Raw genomic sequence first — 22,636 nt, 5'->3', positions numbered from 1 at the left:
AAAATAATTTTAATTTTTATTATATTATGTTATGTTATGAGAATTTAAAATAAAATAATAAATTAGATATTATTAAGAAATAAAATATCTACATTCCCCAAATAGCCTCTTCAAGAACTGCAGTATCACATTGAAGATCAATTATATTAGTTCTTCCTTTTGCACGTCCTCTAGAAACTGTATTGGTTGAAATTAGACCTAACATCTCTAATTCATTTATAAAGTCAAAAATTCTTCTGTAAGAAACCGTGTCTCCACGAGCAATGTCTTTATAAACCTCATAAAGTCTCCCAGAAGTTATTTCTTCTTTTCTTTTAGTTAGATAAAGTATTGACTCCAAAACACGTTGTTGCTGACTTGGTAAAGTCATTATGATGTCAGTGACTTTATTATGTTCAATATAATCTTTTGCTTCCCTTACGTACTCACCAAGAACAAGTTCTGAATCTTTTTCATCAGCCAACTCACCAGATGTTCTTAAAAGATCTAAAGCATATCTAGCATCTCCTTCTTCCTTAGCAGCCAGTGCAGCACACAATGGTATTACATCATCTTTAAGTGATTCTCCATTAAAAGACAAATTAGAACGTTCTTCAAGGATATCTACAAGTTGTTGAGCACCATAGGGTGGGAATACAATTTCTCTATCCCTTAAACTACTTCGAACACGAGGTTTTATAAATTTTTTAAAATCAACATAATTACTAATGGATAATATTGCTACATTATCAGTACGAGTAAGTGTGTAAAGAAGTCCATCACCATCGTTTCTAAGAAGAATATCTATTTCATCCAATACAACTAATAAAATCAAGTCTTTACCAAAAGCATTCTTTTTAAATAAATTTCTAAAAGTATTTATAACTTCAGCTTTGGTCCATCCTCTATAAGGAACATCACGCCCCATTTGTTGACATAAACGAGCAATAACTTGATATTCAGTTGTATAATCAGTGCATCGAATGTATTCTGTTTTAATATTAATATCTTGTTCTTTAGCCGCCTCTTTGAGTTGTTTCATTGCAAATTTAGCTACAGCTGTTTTTCCAGTTCCTGTTTTTCCATAAATAGTAATATCTGGAGGAGTAACTTCTTTTAAGGCCTCTATCCAATATTTAGCTATAGATTTTATCTGGTCTTCCCTATGCGGAAGTTTGTCTGGTAAAAATCTGTGATCTAAAAACTTTTTATCTTGAAAAACTGTTTGTTTATCCCCTAACTCATCAAATATATTCATAAAGATCACACATCCGATATAAAATCTTGAGATTTATTTGTTAATACCCCAATTCTAACAAAGACATGTACAAAAAGACATGTATCTCTTAAAAAAATTTAAATGACCATTTTCTAAGGTCTCCTGAATTAAAATACCAATCACTGTTAGAATTAATAATCAATAATTAAATTCTGAATTGAATTAATAGACTTCCTAAATAGAAATTATTTATAACTCATGTGATGGTAAGTTTCAAGTGTAAAAATATTATTTTAACTATCAAATAAAAGTTTTTATTATGAAAGTTTAAAATTGTATGTTTTTGTGTTTTTAAATATATATTTTATCATGAGAGACATCAATTTCAAGTGTAAACAAAAAAAATGTAAACAAAAAAATTCACACAGACATCAATTTCAACTGAAAATTGAATTATATAAATTGAAAAAATAAAAAAATATAAAGGCATTATTAATATAATTGAAAAAATTTAAATAAAATAATTTTTAATATTAATAATAACATTTTATGTTTAATTAATATAATTTAAATTAAAAAATATATAAATTTTCTTTTTTCTTAAAAATATTTAATTTATCAATAAATATTTTATTATTTTGATATTATATATCACTAAAAATCAAATTATTTAAATAGTATTAAAACAAACGTTTCAAGAAATTATAAAATAAATTTAAAAAAATAAATAAAATAAAAAAATTTAACATAAGTTTTAAGTGAAAAAATAAATAAAATCTATTTTAAGATCTAAATTAAATATAATAAATTTAAATTATAATATAATATTCAAATATTTTTTAAAAATAAATTTTTAAATTAAATTATATTTTTAATTTACTATTAAAAAATTAATAATAAATATTTTTTTACAGTTGAAATACATGTCTCACTATTTTTTTTACAAGTATTTTTCATAATTTTACACTTGAAATTCACCTCTCACTTTGATTTTAATTAAAATTATTAGTATTCATTAATTAACATTAAATTTTACACTTGAAATATACCTCTCTTTAAATTTTTATTAGCTTGTTTTAATTTTTACAGTTGAAATATAGGTCTCTCTTGTTAAGGAAATATCAAAATTAATTTTAATTCAATTTAAGAATTTTCAAATGATTTTTTACAGTTGAAATATATGTCTTTGAAAAAAATATAAAAATTTTAATAGGAAAATAATTTGGCCATTTGTAAAAAAGTAATTATAGTGATTTATTTAAGTAAAAAATAAAAAAAAATGAATTATAATTAATATTAAATTTAAAATTATTTTTAGTCAAAAATTAAAATTAATTTAAACAAAAATTTTTAAACGTACATACCATCTGGATGACCAGATTCTTTCTCTACTTCACCAAACTTTTGCTGGATCTTCCATAAGCCCTGAAGTTTAGCTCTAAAAATACTTTTTACACTTGAAATTAATCTATCCTTGGTTAAACCATCTTCATAAATTTCAGAACTTACTACATAACTTTGTAAAACATTTTCAGGATGTTGAATTTGAAAATCAACCATTAAACCATTAAGAGCAAATCTAAATTCCCATATGAATTCTTCTTTTTCATCTGAACTCATTTTTTTTATTAGACTTAAGTGTTCTGGACTTACATTAGTTGCACAGCCAATAACTACCATATCATCTTTCCCTTTTGGCTGAATAACATCAATTACATGACCTTCAGGGTAATTTATAATAAAGTGAAAGTTTGAATTTTCATCAGGAACTTTTTGTCTGAAATAACCTTCATCAGCGAGCCATTTTTGTACTTTATCTTGAATATCTGCCATTTACTCACTTCCTATTTTTATATAATCCTTATTACATTTTATTCATACTACATTTTATATTTTTAACAAGCATAGCATTAATAATTCATGTTTTTATATTGTTTATCATGGATACTTTAATTTTCATGATAATAGCTTTAGCAGTTTTCATAGACCTTTTAATGGGCGAACTCCCTTCAAAAATACATCCTGTAGTGTGGATAGGCCAATCAATTTATTTTTTAAAGCAGTATTTAATTAAAATAAAAAGTAAATGGTCTGGTTTCATATTAACATTTGTATTAACTGTTTTTTTTGCTTTATCAACTATAATAATTCTTTATTATACATCATTTAATTATATAATTTATATTTTGATTTCGGGAATTTTGTTATCTACTACTTTCTCTATAAAAATGCTTATTGAATCTTCAAAAGATGTTGCAACTAATTTATCCTTAAATTCAGAAAAAGCCAGACAAAAAGTTTCTTATCTTGTAAGTCGAGACACTAAAAATTTAGAAGATTCTCAACTGATATCCGCTACAATTGAAAGTTTAACGGAAAATATAACTGATTCTATCACCTCACCTATTTTGTTTGCATTTATATTTGGAGTACCTGGTGCAATGTTTTTCAGAATTGTAAATACTTTAGATGCTATGGTTGGATATAAAAATGAAGAAAATGCACTTATTGGTTGGTTTCCGGCTAAATTAGATGATATTCTTAATTATATTCCAGCAAGAGTCACGGGTTTAATAATTGTCATTGCTGCATTTATTTTAAGAATGAATTGGAGAAATAGTTTCAGAATAATGATGCGAGATGCTAGAAATTCTCCAAGCCCTAATTCTGGTTTTACAATGGCTGCTGCAGCTGGAGCACTGGAAATACAATTAGAAAAACCAAATGTATATTTAATTGGAGATAATAAAAAAAATCTAAACATTGAAACAATTCATGCTGCCATAAAACTTACTAAAATGGCTGTGTTTTTATTTTTAATTATTTCAATAAGTTTTTTTGCTTTAATATATTACCTAATATCAATTTATTTAATTTGTAGTGAAAATAATATACTGTTCAAAATATTTTATTAATACCTTAAAGTAAATTTTAATTTAATTCAAAATGTTTCAATATAGAATTTGAAGGAAAAATAATGAAAATAGCAATATTATCTGTTAGTAAACATGGTAAAGAGCTGGCCAATAAGCTTAAAATAAATCTAGAACAAGATTCTACCATAATCCAGGTTCAAATATTCCATAAGAATGCTAAGAACAATCTAATTAAAGTATTTAATGATTTTGACGCAATTATAGGTGTTATGGCTTTAGGTATCATGGTCAGAATTTCTTGTGGATTAATTTCAAATAAAATTACAGATCCTGCTATCATTGTAATTGATGATTGTGGAAATAATGTTATTAGCCTATTGTCCGGCCATTTAGGCGGTGCCAATAATTTAACTATTAAAATAGCTGATTTAATAGATTCTAATCCAGTTATAACCACTTCAACAGATATTCATGGTTTTGTAGGAATTGATGAAATGGCCCGGAAACTTCACTGGGAAATTATGGATCCTAAATTAATTCTTAATTTTAATTCTTTTATTTTAAAAGGAGAAAAAATTGGCTTATTTTCTAATAAAAATATAGATTATTTGTTATATGATCCAAAAATTAGTAAAACATATCAATATTCATCTGGAATGGATTTAAAAGATAATTTCAATATATCTAATCAAATATCTAATAATTTTCAAGAAAATGATATTTTAGCAGTTAATTGCTCTGAAAAACCATATGATGTGGATTTAAATTCAAATGATTCTAATTTAAAAAACGATTTAAATAAAAGCATTTTAAATGAAGATAAAAATATTAATAACTCTGTTTTTTTGATTTTAAGGCCTAAAAAATTAGTAATCGGTATTGGAAGCCGAAAAGGAGTTTCTAAAGATCAAGTAATAATTTCCATAAAAAAAGCTGCTGAAATATTAAACTTGCCTGTGAATAGATTTGATTTAGTGGCCACGGCTGAAATTAAACAAAATGAAAAAGGAATTTTAGAAGCATCTGATGAGTTAAATATTCCTTTGAAAATTGTTAAAATGGATCAAATAAAAGAATTCGAATCAGAACAGATGCATCCTTCAGAGTTTGTAGAAAATACTTTTGGAGTAAAAGGAGTATGTGAACCTGCAGCTCTTTTAATAGCGGGTAATAATTCCAAATTAATATTTAAAAAGACCTCATTCAATGGTGTTACTATTGCAGTTGCAGTTTCTGATAATTAAATATGGATTTTTAAATTTAAATAAAAATTTAAATATTCCTGAATGGATATTAAAATATATACCAAAACCTTTTTAAATAAAGTAACATAAAGCACATTGAATATAACTATTATCTAAATTTTTTTGGAATTATACTTGGAGGAATTATTATGAGTAAGGATGCATTTAATCGCGTTTCTGATATTTTAAAACATATAACTGAAGATACTAGCGTTCCACGTAATATACGCAGGGCTGCAGAAGAATCAAATGAAATATTGAATAATGAAGGGGAAGACTCTACCGTAAGAGCAAGTACTGTGATTTCAATTCTCGATGAGATTAGTAACGACCCAAATATACCAATTCATGCTAGAACATTAATTTGGGAAATTCTAAGTGAATTAGAATCAATTCGGAACTAAATTATTAAATTTTTATTATTTTAATCTTATTTCATTAATTAAAAAATACAATAACTATTAAATATTATATTAAATTATTTCTAGATTAATTTAATTGTATTAAATATAATAATTACTAATTAATTCTTATTTTTAAATAAATCAACACTGATTTTTGCTTATTTTTAGTTTTTATAAATCAGTTTTTGTAAATTTATTTATTATTTATATTGAGAATATGGGATACAAACTGGGTTTTTGCTATTTCTTCTACAAATTCTGCCAGTGAAGCTGCTTCTTTTACATTAATCCCACTAGCTACTACTCCGTGATTTTTTAATATGATTACATCTTCATCTATCATCTTTTCAGCGGTTTCCTGAGCAAGTTCTGTACTGCCTGGCTTTTTATATTCCAATTCTTCTAAATATGGCTTTTTAATTTTACCAAAACCTTCTAATCTTCTTATTTTTTCATCCGAAAATGAGAAACCAGTTGCATACGGAGAATGGGTGTGCACAATTCCCATAATGTCTGGCCTATTTTTATAAATTTCTAAATGTAATAAAATTTCAGAAGAAGGATTTCCTCGGGATAGAGAATTACCATTTAAATCAACTAAAACCACAGTTTCCTGATTAACATCTGCTAATGAAATGCCAGTGGGTGTTATAGCTACAATATCCATTTTATGGTCTTTAAATCTAGCACTAACGTTTCCTGCCTTACCTGAGACAAGTTTTCTGTTAAAAATATAATTTGAAGCGTCTATTACAGATTCTACCAGATTTTTTCCACTCATTTTAAATATCCCCATATCCTGATTATTAAAACAATATTCTATAAATTTCATTTAAAACTAATAATCTCACACAAAAATTAATTAAAAATATCATTCACTAAATTTTAAAAGCTTGAATTCGCCCCTTTGAATCACTGGAACTTCTCCACAAGTAGGAACTATATTAAGCCGTTTCATGAAATCGGTTTGGGACTGGAATGTTCCGGAGTTTATCATATGAACTCCTTTGTAGTTTTTGTAGGAGTTAATATGGACATGACCAGTATGGAATATATGTGGGATATCTTCCATTACTAAATAATCCTCTATTTCAGAAGCTAACGGAGTTCTTTCACCATATATTGGCGCTAAATGTCTTTTTTCAAGAAGTTCTTTCATAATAATGTCAGATCTCTCTTGACTTAATCCTTTAATACTCATGGTAATGTCAAGAAAACTGTTGCCGTGATAAATAAGAGTTTTTATACCATCAAGACTTACAATGGCCGGGCTACTTACAAATTCAGCATTTTTAAGATTGTAAAGAGCCTTAGCATATTCTTCTGGAACTGCTGGCTGGGGTTCAGCTAATCTTGATGCGTCGTGGTTTCCCGGTGCAAAAATTATTTTTATATCTGACCTGATTTGACCAAATAAGCGGGCTGCTTCTTCATATTGTCGAGTTATGTCTTTTATATTAAGATCATCATCTTGATTTGGGTAAACACCAATTCCATCTACTATATCTCCTGCAACCAAGAGATATTTAACATCTTTAGCTATTTCAATTTGCTCAGGACTTCCAAATTCACAATTAATCCATTTTATAAATTTTTCAAATACATCTTCCAAAAAGTTGAGGCTTCCTATATGAACATCAGATATAAAAACAGCAGAAAAATTCATGGGTTTTTCTTCAATTCTTGGAACTCCCGGATGAATAATTTCTGAAGAAATAAATAAATTTCCTTTTCTAATTCCTATAATGCCAATAACTTCATCCCTAACAATGGTTTCCGACTTTTCAAATAGCTTGTGATTATCATTATGTACTAAAACACTGATTTCACCCGTTTCATCTTCTATTTCCAGTATTTTATGCCCATTTTTAGTAGTTCGGAAATCTTTTACCATTCCAATAATTTTAACTTCATCTTTTGTTTGAAAAATGTCTGTAATTGAGATAGAACCTTTTAATTCCCTTCTTTTTGATAATATGCCTTTAATTTTCTCATATCTACTATTAAAATAAGAAATCATATCCTTAATATCTCCACTGGTGTAAGATTTCTTACTAGTATCTTGAATAATCTCGAAATTAAATTCCACATTACTTGGAATATTTAATGACTGGATATCTGCTTCAGAAACAGATTCAGTAACTAAATCAATTTCCGGTGAATAATTACCTAATGAAGAATATTCTGTGTCAATTTCTGGGTTTTCCAGGTTTTCTATTCTTGATTCCAATTTTAAACTAGAATCGAAGTTTGTGGAGTTAGGTTCCGAACTTGAAATTTTTACTTGGCTTATTATACCTTCTTTTTCTAAAAAACGATCTAACATTTCTCCAGTTAAAATTACAAGATCTCTTTTTTTTATTCCTTTTCCAACTAGATCTGTAATTAATGAAGAAGAAATGTGAACAGGATCGTCTAATAAGTTAATTTTGTCGTAAGCAACTTCATTAACTAAAATTCCGGCATCAGCAAACTTAAGTAGAATATTTTGACTCATAATAATCTTTAAATTAATTTTTAAAATGATAAATAGTTAAATATTTTTAACAATAATATCTTAATTAGTGAACTATAATTTAATGTTAGAAATTCTTATATAAAATACTAGTTACAATCATATAAATAGTAAATCTGAGTAGTAATTTTATAAGATAAATTTATAAATAAATTCTAAACAATTATTCAATAACAATCATTAATTAAATTATTTCAAGCCTCTAAAGAATCCATTTAAAAAATAATTAATCTAAATATTTAATTTAAACGGTTTAAGATGTAAAATACTTATTTAAAGCACATAAAATTATTTATATTAATTTATAATAATCTAAACTCTTCTACATAGCAAAAAGGTGGTTATTTGTCAAGAATTTTGAAATTCATAATTTTTCTAGTATTTTTCATAGTTTTTTTTGAAGTGGGATTAGTTAGCTCATACACTATAGTTACTTCACAACCCCCTGATATTGAAAAGTTAATGAACATGCAAGTTGACAGAATTTCTGCAATTTTTAATGTGGGTGGCGATGTGAATAAAGCATTAACTGGCACTCCGGATATTTTGAATATATCAAATACTAATTTAGTGTCTCAATCACTTCAAATTAAGGCTAAATTAGATGGAGTTGACATAAAAACTCTCAATGCCACAAGTTTTGCTGATCAAAGCAAAAGTCCAGTTCCGGTCAACCTTACTATAATGGGTTATAAAGAAAATAGTACTGGTGGTAACAGTACTGGCGGAGGACAAATTGTAATTACCCCTAGTGCAGATTTCATGATTACAGCCACTGCAAATGCTAATAGTACTAGCAAAGGATTTTTAATAGATTTGAACTCTATTAAGATAGTTTCAATTTCTAGAATGTATACCAATAACTGAATAATTAATTCAGTTTAGAGAAATACGCCAGTTAAAAACCCAATAACAACATTCAGAATCAAAAAAAGAGTGAATTTCATGATTAGTATTATAGGCATAGGACCTTCACCTAAGGATATAACTCTGAGGGCATTGGAATCTATAGAAAAAGCGGAAGTAGTCATTGGATATAAAAAGTACATTGATTCGATTGAAGACTTATTAAATGGAAAAGAAGTTATTAAAAAGGGAATGGGTGATGAAATCGCCCGAGTAGAAATGGCCATTCAAAAGCATCTGGATGGTAAACAAGTAGCATTAATCAGTTCTGGGGATCCTGGAATTTTTGGCATGGCCAATGTTTTCTTTCAATTAGCTGGAAAATATAGTGGTATTCAATTCGAAATCGTTCCTGGGGTTACAGCAGCTAACTATGGTGCTTCTTTATTAGGAGCACCGCTACACGACTTTGCAGTTATTAGCTTGAGTGACATATTAACTCCTTTAAGTGAAATAAAGCGTAAAATTAAGCATGCTGCACTAGGAGGCATGGTTATAGCTTTGTATAACCCTATCAGCAAAACCCGAAAATCACCATTTCGAGAAGCTATTAAAATACTTATGAATACTATAAATCCTGCCACTACGGTTGGATTTGTTAAAAGTAGTTCTCAACCACCTCAAATCACAGTTACAACTCTAGAAAACCTAGAAGAAGATCAAATTGACATGTCAACCATAATAATTATTGGTAATTCTACTACCTATGTAGAAAATGGACAGATGATCACTCCCCGAGGATATGTGGTTAAACAACCAATCCACCCTCTTTCAAAAGAGTTTTATGAGAAATTTCTGAATGGAGAAAATATAGACGGGCATAATAGGTCATGTGAATACTATCCCTGCCATCATCATCCTCAAAACTGCACATTTTGCTACTGTCCTTTCTACCCTTGCGGGGATGCTTCAACAGGAGGCCATTGGATCAAAGACAAGGGTTTATGGAGCTGTCAGGACTGTGAGTGGATTCACCAAGATGCTACAGTTAACTGTATAATGGAAAAACTACCTGAAATCTTAGATGATGTTGAAGACCTTAAAAAGAAGAAAAAAGATCTCTTAAAACTGCGAAGGGAATGTATTTTTAAGACTTCTCAAATATAATAATTAATTAAATAACATTCTTTTTTATTAATTTTTAATAACTGCTAGAATCTTTAATTAGATTCATTATACAAATTTGATGGTATTGGATTTAATCACCTATCCATGTTTTTAAAATAAAACTACATGTCTGTGACTTAAAATATTCTGCTTTTAAATAATTAAAATCAGTATTTTTAGGAACAGCAACTAAATAAACTTTAAAAGAATTAATGGTAGTTTCGGGACCAATTACATGGATCCATAGAGTTACATTCTCTTTTTCCCCCATTAAATTTTTTATTTCATCATTTAATTTTATATTAGTTGATTTAAAAGAGTTATTTAAACTAGAAAGATTATATGCAGTGTCTAAAGTCCAGTAAGAAGATTCTCCAACGATGGGTGATGGATCAGTGAGTAAATAATAATCATTTTTTTTCAAATAATCTGCGCTGGTATTGAAGTGATGGCATTCCCATATTTTAGAGGGGGATGTATTTGTGGGTGAAGCATGGCTTTGACTGTCATTTAATTCTTGATGGGGACAAATATCTGATTGTGAATATTTAAATTTGTTAGATACGTTTTGAGAATTATTTAGTTTGTTTTTATTCCAATCCATAATTATAACAGTGTAATTACTCAAAAAATTGCATTGTACTGTTCGATTGATAACGACTATTTCTGAAGATTTAGATGGTATAGGTTCTTCATGAATGATTATTGGATTTATTCGGGGATCTAGAGGATATATAATAATGTTTGATTTGATATTTTTGGGAAAAATTTTGTTTTCTACCAGTTTATCATAATTTTGAGTGAGATTATTTATTTTTTCCCAAGACAATGTATTAGATATGTTCTTAGTAGAATTATTGTAATTTAATGCCAATCCCGGAGATATTCCCTCACAATTAGGAAGTATTTCCCAATTATCTGGAGATCCTGGGGTTTTAATAAGTATGTCTGCAGCTTCCAATGTGCAACGTTCCAGGATCGCTCTGGAATTCTGATCTCCCATAAAACCATTACTATAATCTATGGCATCAGCGGAAATTCCTATTATCACGGTTATCATGATTATTGAAAGCAACAAATCAGTTGAAAATATAAACCCTTTGGAATCATTCAAAATTGATTGGGGATTAAATTTTTTGAACAGGCTTAAAATCTGGAAATACATTATTCTCACATTTTAATTTTTTTATTTTTCATTATTTATTACAAAAATAAAGTCTAAATGGCACCATATTTGGAAGCATGACCATTATCTAAGAATAATAAATAATTTGTTCCATTTTCAATTTTATAAATTATGGCTTTTCCAGGATATGGTTCTCCACCAAAAATAACATGATCTGAGGAACAAGGACCCTCTAAATTAAGGGAACTGCTATTATTATTATTATTATTATTATTCACGGGGGATGGTTGAATAAAAACTTCAAATCCAAAATGAGCACAAAGGCCTTTTCCTTCTAAACGGCAGAGATAACAAGAACCATCACTACTATCGTGATAAAAACCATTTTCCTGACAATTTTTCATGGTATTTTTAGAACCATGACTTAAGTAAGGATCATAGGGACATTTTTTAATTATGAATGGTGAACTTGCATTTTCATATAAACTCGCATTTTTTACGCTATTGTTCGCCAAGTAATTATTTAAACTACTTCCATAACTGGTTCTGGTATTGTTATGAGTTATATATCCATAAGGACGACATTTAACAAAGGGAAGCGGATCAGGTAATCCTTCAATGGAAATCAATTGGGATAAATGTTCTTCATGCTTTAAATTATCTTGAGTTACAATGATTGTAGTGTTGAATTCAATAAAGAAGGAATCTTGTGGTGATGTTTGAACTGAATCCACTTTAAAAGTCACATTAATGCCTTGTTTCATATATTGTGAGCTTAAATTATTAATTTTTATCTGTAACTGATTTTTTATAGATTCTGGGCTGTTTTCAACTGTTTTGTTATTATCAATTATCTCTAATGATATATTTTCCATAGATTGTCTAGCGAGGGTTGGTATATTTCTTTTAAGATCATCTGATGCAAAATTCAAGGTATCTGATTGAATAGACTGGGTAGTAATTTCGTTTTCACCATGAACATAGTTTAATAAGGTTAGAGCAACTAAAATAGCTGGTAAAATCAGTAAAAAAGAAGTTCCTGTCATTACATAACCTTTTTTATCCATGTTTTCACCAGATCGATTTAAATTGTTTATATTTATGTATTAACTTTATATCAATTAATTATTATTATTTATTATATAAAAGTATTACTATTTTAAAGTATGATAAGAAAAGTAATGAATAAGCAAATTTATTTATTTAATAAATAATACTTCAAAAAAACTAAAAATAATAATTGAATGATTATATTAGAATGATAACTAATAATAGTAAGTATTAAAGATTTAAGACTTATAAATAGCACTTAAAATTATTTTTAAGTATTATAAAACGCATTTACTTTTTTCTTCTACCAAAGAATTTAATTATAATGACTTCCAAGATTAAATGAGTAATTTAGAAGTAAAATTTTTTTACTTTATAGTAATATTTGGCCGATTAATACGGCATTTTTTATATAATATAATTCTTAATTAATGAATAACTTGACAACAAAATCTTTAAATTAATGAAATTAAATTATTAAAATAAGAAAGATATTAAGTAATTTTATATTAAAATTTCGATTTTGAAAATATATTAAAATTTTTGAATTTAATTTTTTTATACAAATTAAATCAAATATTAGGCAAAATCAGATTATGGAGGACTAATATGTCAGATACTGTACGAGCATGGCGTCATATTCCACAGCGTTATAATCTAATAGGTTCTAAATGCGCACAATGCGGCACGGTTTTTTTCCCAAGTCGTATCATATGCCCGGAATGTAGGAGAAAAGGGCAACTGGAAGATATACAATTAACCGGAAAAGGTAAAATTTTTACTTACTCCGTCATTACCACACCCACTGATGAATTCAAGGAAATAGCACCTTATGTGGTAGCTATAGTTGAATTAGAAGAAGGAGCAAAAGTCACTACTCAAATAGTGGATTGCAATCCGGAAGATGTTAAAATCGGCGATGAAGTGGAAATGGTATTTAGACGAATCAGAGAAGAAGGCAAGGATGGAGTGATTTCATATGGATTCAAATTCAAGCTCAAAAAGTAAAATTGGTGTATTATTAGTGGGACACGGAAGTAGACTACCCTATGGGGAAGAAGTAATTAATGGGTTGGCGAATATTTATCGGGAACAGGCAGATTATCCGGTGGGTGTTGGATTCATGAATATGAATAAGCCATCCATACCTTCTGCTATAAATGAATTGTCTCAAGCAGGGGTGGAAAAGATTATTGTCACTCCAGTCTTTTTAGCCCATGGTGTACACACTAAACAGGATATTCCACATATATTGGGTCTAGATAATGGCCAAGAAAATGGTCACGGTCATGGACATGATCACAGCCACCAGAATGAAGAAGAAGAGGAAATAAAATTCCAGGGAGAAATTATTTACACCGAACCATTGGGCTCTGACCCTCGTTTGGTTGAAATACTGAAAGATAGGGTTAATAATTCTCTAAACTAAACTCCTTGAATCATTAATTTTTTTCATTTCTTAAAAATTATTTTTTTTAAAGTTAAATTTTATTTTACTTAATATTAATCAAAAATAATAATCAAAAATTATATTTCTAATAGGGGATATAATAGTCATAATGTCCTCTAAAAAACCTTTAATTTCTGATTTAGGTGAAAAAAAGCTGATTGATTTGATCATACAGAAAGCTCGGCTTTGTCAAAAAGACTATTTCTCAACACATCCCCAGATTAGGGACAGCTTAGGAGATGACGCTGCACTAATGGAAGTTAATTCTAAATATCTAGTAAGCACCTCGGATATGCTATTACAGGAATCTCATTTTCCCCCACAAATGACTCATCGCCAAATGGGCTGGAAGATCGTCACGGTGAATGTCAGTGACCTGGCAGCCATGGGGGCCCATCCCAGAGGTATTTTAATATCAATGGGCTTGCCTAGGGACATGACAATGGAACAATTTAATGAACTGGTGGAAGGTATTTTAGATGCCTGTACCTACTATGAAACTCCTTTAATTGGAGGAGACACCAATGAATCTCCTCAAATAGTTTTAAATGGAACTGCACTGGGTGAAGTAAACAATGAAAAGGTTTTAATGAAGAAAACCCCACAGAAAGGAAATTTAATTGCAGTCACCGGGCCATTGGGGCTGGCCGCTGCAGGATTCGAGGTTTTACTCGCTGAGGATAATGATTCTCTCAAAAAAATAGAATTGCTTAAAGGAGAATTTGTGGAAAAAGCTGTAAATCATGCTCTGGAACCCCGGGCCAGAATTAAAGAGGGAATTATAGCATCGGAATCAAAAATAGTAACTGCCTGCACAGATATAACTGATGGCCTCGCCAGTGAACTTTATGAAATGCTAAAACCAGAGAATACTATTGGAATTAGAATATACGAGGATAAAATACCATCTCACTCCTTAGTGGAAGAAGTGGGAAAGATTACTGGAAAAAAACTCCATCAAATGACTTTGTACTATGGGGAAGATTTTGAACTGCTTTTAACTGTAAAAAAAGATGAAATTGGGGTATTAAAGAATCTAATGAATGTTTATGTGATAGGAGAAGTCACTGATTCTGCTCATGTAGAAATAGTAGATAAAGATGGAAAAACAAGTATTTTACCACCTGGAGGCTATCAGCATTTGGGGGGATAAATAATGAAAATTGAAACTTTACTTTATGATAAGTTAGATGAAAATAAGACACAATGTAATGTATGTCAGCGTAAATGCATTATTTCAGATGGAAATTGCGGTTTTTGTTTAACTCGAGAAAATAATAATGGAAATTTATATAATCTTACCTACGGGTCCGTCTCTTCTTCGGGAGTAGATCCCATTGAAAAAAAACCATTATTCCATTTTCTTCCTGGTTCGCAGGTTTATTCTCTGGGAACGGTAGGTTGCAATTTAGGTTGCAAGCACTGTCAAAACTGGAGAATTGCCCGGGCCACGGTGGAAAGTATTTATACTCAGGAAATCTCCCCAGAAACTTCTATAAAACTAGCCCAAGAATATCGGTGCAAATCCATTGCCTGGACCTACAATGAACCAACTATGTGGCTGGAATACACCATAGATTCTGCTAAACTGGCCCAGAAAGAGAATTTAAACACGATTTATGTCACCAATGGATATATGACTCCGGAATCTCTGGAACTTATTGGCCCACATCTTGATGCGGCCAATGTGGATTTAAAGGGTATGTCTGATAAATTCTACCGTGAAATATGTAATGCTCGACTTAATCCAGTACTGGAGAATATTATGTGGATGCATGATAAGGGAATTCATCTGGAAGTTACCAATTTAATAATTCCAGGATATAATGATTCAGAAGAAGATTTAAAATCTTTAATTAAGTTTATGGTCGAAGAAGTAGGTTCAGAGGTTCCTATCCACTTTACCAGATTTTTTCCACACTATAAAATGGAAAATGTGGCCCCTACACCAATTGAAACTCTAATAAAGGCCCGAAAAATAGCCAAGGATGCGGGAATTAAATATGTATATGTGGGCAATGCTCCCGGCCTTGATGGAGAGAATACTTATTGCTATAATTGTGGAAAATTACTGATTGAGAGAAATGGCTATGGATTAGGCCCTATTAGAATTGATGAGAATAAAAAATGTTCTGAATGTGGAGCAAAAATCAACATAAAAATTTAAATTCTAAAATAGAATCTTAATTAAGATATTAATTTTCTAAATATAATAAAAAAAATTGTTTTTAGAAATTTATTTAAAAATAATTTATTTAAAAAATAATATTTGAGTTAATTATTCAGACAAACTAACCCTTTCAAACTTCTCTTTCTTGTCTAAAGGCTTGGTAGCATCTACCCCTACCTTTGTAGTAGTTCCATCGGGTAATGCAGCCGGATCTAAAGAAGAACCACGAGCCTTAGGAACAATAAGAATATCATCATCTCCTTTTACACGAGTGGCCATAGCATATTCCAAATCTTCCGGGTCAAAAATATCAATATCCTCATCAACTACCACTACGTGTTTTAAAGATGGATGGGCGGCTAAAGCAGCCATAATAACATTTTTACCATCGCCTTGTGTCTGTTTTTGAATGGATACTGCTGCATGCAACCAACAGCAACCTCCTTCAGTTAAAACCACATTTTTAACTGTAGGAACAGTATTTTGCACAGCCTGGTAAATTCTTGGCTCTTGAGGAAGGCCTTGTAGTAAGCGGTGCTCAAATCCAGCAGGTAAAATGGCGTGATACATAGCATCATCTTTTATATGCATTTTATCAAGTTCTATAACTGGTTCCTGCCGTATAACATCATAAGTATCTGTTAAATCAACAAATGGTCCTTCATTTGCTCTTTTATTAGCCAAAAGTTTTCCTTCCAATATTATTTCTGCTTCTGGAACTTCTAAATCAGAATTTTCACATTTTACCAGTTTCATATTTCCATTGTGGAAACTGTTGGCCACTTCCATTTCATCAGCAGTAATGGGTATGGATGTAGTAGTGGCCAGTAAAGTCGCTGGATTCATTCCAATGGCAATAGCAATATCCAGATCTTTTCCTAAGGCCTCGGCCCGCTGGTGATAGGTGTATAAATGCCGAGGTACTATTCGAACGGTGAGATGATTATCATCCAGTACCAGCATCCGGTGAATAGAAGCATTTCTAGTTTTACTTTCAGGATCTCGGGCAAAAATAACACCTGCTGTGATATATGGGCCACCATCACGCTGATAATGGGTGATTATAGGTAATTTACTTAAATTGGCCATTGAAGTACTATAATTTTCAGAAATTTTTCCAATATTCTGTACTGCTTTTGGAGTTTCCATTCCCTGAATGATTCTGTGGGTGATTCCTGCTACATCAGTATTTAAAGCCCTAGCAATTTTGTCTCTGGTGTTACAAATACCTGAAATGACCGGAATATCTGATTCTTTCACATTTTCAAGTATAACTGCTTCTTTAGGATGCTCTCTTAATATTTTAGCAGCTTCAAATACGCTAGAAACTTCATTATCTATTCTCACTACTCCAAAATCCTTTTCAATAATTTTTAAAAATTCTTTCATTATATCACCAGAGCTATTAAATTTATAATTTTAATATATTGGATATAATCTCAAATTCTGTTATCATATTATTTAAGAGATTATTTTAAGTAATTAATCATCCAAAGTCAGATGACTTACTTTTTAAGCGTTTAACTCTATTTTCAAGTTTCTGATCCCCTATTCCTAGCATCTCAGCAGCTAAAACTGCAGCATTACCTCCATTTGCCACACCTACCGTACCCACGGGAACACCTGGTGGCATATTTACCATAGATAACAATGCATCTAGTCCACCCATCCTCATAGGACAAGGAACGCCAATAACTGGTTTTTCGCTTAAGGCCACTACTGCCCCAGTAACATGTGCAGAAAGTCCACTTATAGCTATAAATAGTTTAACGTCAGCCATTCTTTCCATATACTCTTCAAATCGACCAGGATATCTTACTGGGGAGATGACGTTCATATCGTAGGATATTCCCATTCTCTCCAAAAACATAGTAGTTTTCTTAGCAATTTTCATGTCGGAATAGCTCCCGGGGATCACTGCAACCATAGGAGTCTCTGAATCAGAATTTTCTGGCGATGAAACTGGAAACAAACCTTTATCAATATCTGGCATTTCAATATTGACTGGGGTGTAATAGTTTCCTTCAATGTTATTTAATAACTGGTACTCATCCCTTTGAACTTTCTCATAGAAACCATGTCTAAGGCCAGAAACTCTCTTTCTAACATCTTTGTCATGAATTCCAATAATTTGGGCTGCTAAAAGAGCCCCATTATCTCCCCTATCAATTCCTACAGTAGCTACTGGCGCTGGAAATGGCATTTGTGATGAGGCAAAAAGGGCATCTAAACCACCTATTTTAACATCAACTGGAACTCCCACCACTGGACGATGAGTATTAGCGGCAATCATCCCTGGAAGGTGGGCCGATAGTCCTGCAATTCCAATAAATACTTCAACACCTCTAAGAGTTGATTCCAGTACAATTTGTTTCACTTTTTCATGGGTACGGTGAGCAGAGGCTATTCTAATGTCATAAGGAATCTCTAACTGCTCTAAAATATCCAGAGCTTTTTCTGCTATTTTAAAATCAGATGCGCTTCCTAGTAATATCATAACTTTAGGTTTCAATTTGTTTCACCTGTTTTTGATTTTTAGATTAATTTATTAGATTTGAAATTTAGCTATGCAATTTATAAATTTTTATAGACTTAATGAAGGAATTAGTCAAATTTTTTGAATTATAGTAGCTAATACTAGCTATTTGCTGATTAGTAAACTATAATATATTATAGTGTAACAAATTATTTAAGTAAGTCGAATAACAATTTAATAATTAAATTCTTATTAAATCATTATAAAAATCAATTGATATATTAAATAAAAAGTGGGTATATTAAATAATTTAAGGCTTCTCTATTAAAAGAATTATAATAAATCTATTATATATTTTCAATATACTGTTTTAAGAATTCTAGTAAATTTAATTCAATAAAATCTATTTAATATCATTTAAAAATATTTTATAGTACTTAAAAGGAATAAATATAAAATAATAAAAATTCTAATAAATTCATCAATAAATATATTAAAATTACTAATTAAAACTACTATCAAAAATCGTGTTAAAAAATACATGCCTTGATTGTAGAGATGAGGTGCAAAATTTGTCCTGCTTGATTCTAATCATCGTTTTCCTATTAGCTGCCATAAAGAATAATGGTAATGGGTCCCACTTGCGAGTTTCTGTGGTAATACCTGCATATAATGAAGAAGAAAATGTGGCGCATGTTGTGAAAACTGCTCTTTCCTGTAAATATGTTCAGGAAGTATTGGTTGTAGATGATGGGTCCTTTGATAATACTTATGAAAAGGCAAAAATAGCAGGGGCCAGTATAATAAGACATACTACCAACCAAGGTAAGGGTGCAGCTCTTAAAACGGGTTTTAAACATTCAAATGGTGATATTGTCGCGTTTATAGATGCAGATTTAGAAAATCTAACCATTAATCAGGTTGATAATATGATCAAACCTATTTTAGATGGAAAAGCAGATATCACCAAAACTAAATTTAAAAGAGAAGGTGGAAGGGTAACGGAATTAACTGCCAAACCTCTTTTGAACTTCTTTTTTCCAGAAGTAAAGTTTGATCAGCCCCTCAGTGGACAATTCGCGGCTAAAAGAACGGCCCTGAATAAAATAAGATTTGAAGAGGACTATGGGGTTGATGTGGGTATTGTACTGGATGCAGATGTTCAGGGTCTTCGCATTAAGGAAGTAGACATAGGAGATATTAAGCACCAGATGTCTAATCTAGCAGACCTGAATGTAGTGGCCAATGAAGTGGTGCGAACTATTGTGGATCGGGCTATGGAATATGGTCGGGTGACCATGATGGATTCCATGGGGAAATACATTCGCATGGGCATATTAGGGCTTTCTTTATCATCTTTAGGTGTTTTTGGAGTATTTTTCATTAGAGTAATTCCAGCTACTATCTGGATAATAATATCTCTAGTGGGCATGGTATTGGCGATATATTACATTTTTAAACTGATTAAAAGGTCTATCCACATGCTGATGCGGCATGAAGGAAGAACTCAGTCACTAAAATCTTTTACATATATGCATTTCCCTATACTGGTGTCAGGAATCATTTTGATTGCCATGCTTTCTACACTTTTAGGGGCAGTGCATGTTGATGACGGTAAAATTTCTATAGAACCAAATTCTGGAAATCTAATTATATGGAAGAATTCTTCTGACAATAGAACATTTGATGTTCGTGGCCCTTATACTGTAGATAGTGCTTTGGAAAATGAAAATATTAGTATAAGGATGTCTAGAGAAGCTATAGCTACTTTAGGTCTTAATTATGGGGATAAACTTTATATTGCTGGACAGGGATATGTTTTGAACCAGCCTCGGCCAGGGGAAGATAATATAATTAGAATACCCTTGCAAGCCCGCCAGAGCTTGTATATTGATGTAGGAGATTCCATACAGGATGGAAATCTGCGTAAAGTTTTTAATAATATTTATGCTCAAAAAAATGTTTCTACTGAGGAATCAACTGCCAATAACATTACTCTCCAAGAAGGAATAATAATTCAAAATAATGAAGCAGTTGGTAGAAAGGTTGATATTTATGTGGATAATGAAAAATTGGCCACTACATCTGGTTTAATGGACAATGGATCTTATAATATTTATATCAATGATTTAAAGGTAAAAACTATTCAATTCACCGATAAACGTAGTTTGAATGAATATTTTGTTCAGTGGGGAACTCATGAGATTAAAATTGAAATCGGAGACTATGCAACCACTGATGTAAAATTTGCAACTGCATCAGTGGGTAAATTTTTAAATTTTAATATAAATGGAACCCTTAACTAAAAATTAAAATTTTCTTTTTTTTCGAATTTTATTATGATGGCTCTTTTTATCATTGATATTTTAAATTAATTTAATTTCAATTTGAAAATAAAAATAAAAATATTAAAAAAATTAATGATAATAAATAGTATCATTAATTATTAATAATAGACTTTCACGGCTTCATCCACATCATCATATAATCCTAATGCCGCAAGTGCACCTATTTTTCCATGTGAACCTGTAACTTCAATTAATTCCACCCCTACCTCTTTGGCAACGGATTCCGCTTCTTCAACAGTTATCATAGATTTTTTAGTTCTTTCAGCATATTCTCTTAGAGCCTTAGGAATTGATATACCTTCTAAAACAGCAATAGATGTTTTTTCGGACAATGTTTTTTCTTTTAAAATTTCCTGAGCTTTTTTAACCAACTTATCTTTTTCGCCAGGTTTTACAGCAAAGGTGAGTGCAATAGAAACGCAATTTTGAGTTTTATGGGGATTGTGAGGATATAATTGTACAATAACATGATCTAAATATTGAAAGCCTTGTTTGGCTAAATCCATAGCCATATTATGGGCCATGGTCCAAGTAGCACCTTCATCTTTAGTATCTGTGTCATCCACACCTAAGACTATTTTTTCAAGTTTAGGGGTTATAACTGCAGCTTTTCCCATTTTTGACCCGCCACCTACATCATATAATTCAACTCTTTTTACTCCCTCGGCCATCCCCCGACACATAGCAGCCCCTACTCCTGCACCAGCTAGTCCCGCATGGACCACACGGACTTCATTTCCTTCTACGGCTACTTCTTCTATTCCTGCAGCATTTATGCTGGCCTTTAATTCCAGAGGTGTTTTCCCTATCTTAGTAATAAAAACGTGTTTATTTCCGTCTCGATAAGATTTTAGGATTAATTCACTGGTTCTTTGATATTGGTGAACTATCCAGTGCGAACCAGATACACAGGGATGATATTCTACGATTTCTACCTGCTCTTGATCAACCATGGTGAGAACTTTTTGATAAGGAGCTATCCAGGGGTCGTTGAATTTTTCTTTTAGATCTTGAGGAGTCAAAATTTCCATTAAAATGCCTCTAAAATTCTTTAAGATATTTTAAAAGTTAATAATTGGACAATAATTTGCCATAATCAACTTTTATTAATTATTCTTATTTAAAAATTTTATATTCATATAATTGAGTTTAATAAATTAATGATTAAAAATTAAAAATCCTAATTAATTCCTATTATTTCCTAAAAATAATCAGAACCATGTTAAATAGGAAATTAAAGTTTAATGTATAATCTCATTTATATAATAAAAATATATAATTTGATTTGAATCAAATTATTTTAAACGGTCACACATCTTAACAACAGCTTCAACAGCTCTTTTACCGTATTCAACTCGTTGATGGGCCTCTATACGTGTCATACCTGGGCCAGAAATTCCTAATGAAACTGGTTTGTCATATTCCAAGGCTAAATCTGCAATCTTCCGGGAAGCATGTTGTACTACGATTTGGTCGTGATCGGTTGATCCCTCAATCACTGCGCCTAAGGTGATTACTGCATCAATATTTTCTTGCTTTAAAAGTTTTTTTATGACCAGAGGCATATCAAAAACTCCCGGAACTGTAATTACTTCAGTTATTTCTGAATCTAAAAACTTCGCATGTTCTTTAGCAAGTTCAAGCATCATGTGAGTTATATCATAATTAAATTCTGCTACTACAGCCCCAATTCTTACATTAACCATTTAATCTACCTCCAAATTAGCGAATATTTATTTTTTTTAAACTGATATTTTAAAGATATT

The 22,636-nt window shown here is 30.5% G+C and carries 20 protein-coding genes; 10 read left to right on the top strand and 10 right to left on the bottom strand.

What is annotated here, in order from left to right; genetic code table 11:
• Positions 1-88 precede the first annotated feature (88 nt).
• Both Q7I96_11425 and Q7I96_11420 read right to left on the bottom strand, forming a co-directional pair.
• Positions 89-1,237: an orc1/cdc6 family replication initiation protein gene (locus Q7I96_11425; protein MDO9628213.1), complete on the bottom strand. Its 1,149-nt coding sequence runs from the start codon at positions 1,235-1,237 to the stop codon at positions 89-91.
• A 1,311-nt stretch (positions 1,238-2,548) separates the two neighbouring features.
• The gene (locus tag Q7I96_11420) at positions 2,549-3,031 is read right to left on the bottom strand and encodes a DUF2299 family protein (GenBank protein ID MDO9628212.1); all 483 of its coding nucleotides are present in this window, start codon (positions 3,029-3,031) and stop codon (positions 2,549-2,551) included.
• Positions 3,032-3,138: 107 nt separating this feature from the next.
• Between Q7I96_11420 and Q7I96_11415 the strand changes: the two genes are divergently transcribed.
• The 3 genes from Q7I96_11415 (at position 3,139) to Q7I96_11405 (ending at position 5,722) form a co-directional block, all read left to right on the top strand.
• On the top strand, positions 3,139-4,113 hold the full coding sequence (locus tag Q7I96_11415) for a cobalamin biosynthesis protein (GenBank protein ID MDO9628211.1): 975 nt from the start codon (positions 3,139-3,141) through the stop codon (positions 4,111-4,113).
• Between the two features lie 62 nt (positions 4,114-4,175).
• Positions 4,176-5,318, top strand: a complete 1,143-nt coding sequence (locus tag Q7I96_11410) for a cobalt-precorrin 5A hydrolase (protein ID MDO9628210.1) — start codon at positions 4,176-4,178, stop codon at positions 5,316-5,318.
• 149 nt (positions 5,319-5,467) lie between these two features.
• On the top strand, positions 5,468-5,722 hold the full coding sequence (locus Q7I96_11405) for a UPF0147 family protein (GenBank protein ID MDO9628209.1): 255 nt from the start codon (positions 5,468-5,470) through the stop codon (positions 5,720-5,722).
• Between the two features lie 193 nt (positions 5,723-5,915).
• On the opposite strand, the gene Q7I96_11400 is transcribed toward Q7I96_11405, so the two are convergent.
• On the bottom strand, positions 5,916-6,503 hold the full coding sequence (locus Q7I96_11400) for a class II aldolase/adducin family protein (protein MDO9628208.1): 588 nt from the start codon (positions 6,501-6,503) through the stop codon (positions 5,916-5,918).
• 90 nt (positions 6,504-6,593) lie between these two features.
• Positions 6,594-8,219 (bottom strand): DNA-directed DNA polymerase II small subunit, encoded by a 1,626-nt coding sequence (locus Q7I96_11395; protein MDO9628207.1) that lies wholly within the window; start codon positions 8,217-8,219, stop codon positions 6,594-6,596.
• Positions 8,220-8,582: 363 nt separating this feature from the next.
• Between Q7I96_11395 and Q7I96_11390 the strand changes: the two genes are divergently transcribed.
• Together Q7I96_11390 and cobJ are read left to right on the top strand one after the other, a co-directional pair.
• Positions 8,583-9,104 (top strand): hypothetical protein, encoded by a 522-nt coding sequence (locus tag Q7I96_11390; GenBank protein MDO9628206.1) that lies wholly within the window; start codon positions 8,583-8,585, stop codon positions 9,102-9,104.
• Positions 9,105-9,182: 78 nt separating this feature from the next.
• Positions 9,183-10,250, top strand: a complete 1,068-nt coding sequence (cobJ, locus tag Q7I96_11385) for a precorrin-3B C(17)-methyltransferase (protein ID MDO9628205.1) — start codon at positions 9,183-9,185, stop codon at positions 10,248-10,250.
• Positions 10,251-10,341: 91 nt separating this feature from the next.
• On the opposite strand, the gene Q7I96_11380 is transcribed toward cobJ, so the two are convergent.
• Both Q7I96_11380 and Q7I96_11375 read right to left on the bottom strand, forming a co-directional pair.
• Positions 10,342-11,325 carry a hypothetical protein gene (locus tag Q7I96_11380; GenBank protein MDO9628204.1) on the bottom strand — a complete coding sequence of 328 codons (984 nt, stop codon included), beginning with the start codon at positions 11,323-11,325 and terminating at the stop codon, positions 10,342-10,344.
• A gap of 143 nt (positions 11,326-11,468) precedes the next feature.
• The gene (locus tag Q7I96_11375) at positions 11,469-12,443 is read right to left on the bottom strand and encodes a hypothetical protein (protein MDO9628203.1); all 975 of its coding nucleotides are present in this window, start codon (positions 12,441-12,443) and stop codon (positions 11,469-11,471) included.
• Positions 12,444-13,035: 592 nt separating this feature from the next.
• On the opposite strand from Q7I96_11375, the gene Q7I96_11370 reads away from it, so the two are divergent.
• From Q7I96_11370 to amrS, 4 genes are all read left to right on the top strand, one after another.
• Positions 13,036-13,434: a Zn-ribbon domain-containing OB-fold protein gene (locus Q7I96_11370; GenBank protein MDO9628202.1), complete on the top strand. Its 399-nt coding sequence runs from the start codon at positions 13,036-13,038 to the stop codon at positions 13,432-13,434.
• Entirely contained in the window at positions 13,406-13,855 is a 450-nt protein-coding gene (gene cfbA / locus Q7I96_11365) for a sirohydrochlorin nickelochelatase (GenBank protein MDO9628201.1), read from the top strand. Before Q7I96_11370 ends, cfbA begins: the two co-directional genes overlap by 29 nt.
• A 130-nt stretch (positions 13,856-13,985) precedes the next feature.
• A complete protein-coding gene (gene thiL, locus Q7I96_11360; GenBank protein MDO9628200.1) occupies positions 13,986-15,029 on the top strand; it encodes a thiamine-phosphate kinase in 1,044 nt (347 codons plus the stop codon).
• 3 nt (positions 15,030-15,032) lie between these two features.
• On the top strand, positions 15,033-16,043 hold the full coding sequence (gene amrS, locus Q7I96_11355) for an AmmeMemoRadiSam system radical SAM enzyme (GenBank protein MDO9628199.1): 1,011 nt from the start codon (positions 15,033-15,035) through the stop codon (positions 16,041-16,043).
• Between the two features lie 111 nt (positions 16,044-16,154).
• On the opposite strand, the gene Q7I96_11350 is transcribed toward amrS, so the two are convergent.
• Positions 16,155-17,435 (bottom strand): UbiD family decarboxylase, encoded by a 1,281-nt coding sequence (locus Q7I96_11350; protein ID MDO9628198.1) that lies wholly within the window; start codon positions 17,433-17,435, stop codon positions 16,155-16,157.
• A 97-nt stretch (positions 17,436-17,532) separates the two neighbouring features.
• Positions 17,533-18,558, bottom strand: coding sequence for a 5-(carboxyamino)imidazole ribonucleotide mutase (gene purE, locus Q7I96_11345; protein ID MDO9628197.1), 1,026 nt, complete (start codon positions 18,556-18,558; stop codon positions 17,533-17,535).
• Positions 18,559-19,085: 527 nt separating this feature from the next.
• Here purE and Q7I96_11340 point away from each other — a divergent pair.
• Positions 19,086-20,828 carry a glycosyltransferase gene (locus tag Q7I96_11340; protein MDO9628196.1) on the top strand — a complete coding sequence of 581 codons (1,743 nt, stop codon included), beginning with the start codon at positions 19,086-19,088 and terminating at the stop codon, positions 20,826-20,828.
• 140 nt (positions 20,829-20,968) lie between these two features.
• Here the strand turns inward: Q7I96_11340 and Q7I96_11335 are convergent, their stop codons facing one another.
• The gene (locus Q7I96_11335) at positions 20,969-21,901 is read right to left on the bottom strand and encodes a DUF1743 domain-containing protein (GenBank protein ID MDO9628195.1); all 933 of its coding nucleotides are present in this window, start codon (positions 21,899-21,901) and stop codon (positions 20,969-20,971) included.
• Positions 21,902-22,165: 264 nt separating this feature from the next.
• Positions 22,166-22,576 (bottom strand): 6,7-dimethyl-8-ribityllumazine synthase, encoded by a 411-nt coding sequence (gene ribH / locus Q7I96_11330; GenBank protein ID MDO9628194.1) that lies wholly within the window; start codon positions 22,574-22,576, stop codon positions 22,166-22,168.
• Between the last annotated feature and the right edge of the window lie 60 nt (positions 22,577-22,636).

The organism is Methanobacteriaceae archaeon (assembly GCA_030656015.1).
Classification (GTDB): Archaea; Methanobacteriota; Methanobacteria; order Methanobacteriales; family Methanobacteriaceae; genus UBA349.
The sequence above is the reverse complement of the archived record's forward strand: the minus strand, read 5'-3'. Positions and strand labels throughout refer to the sequence as shown.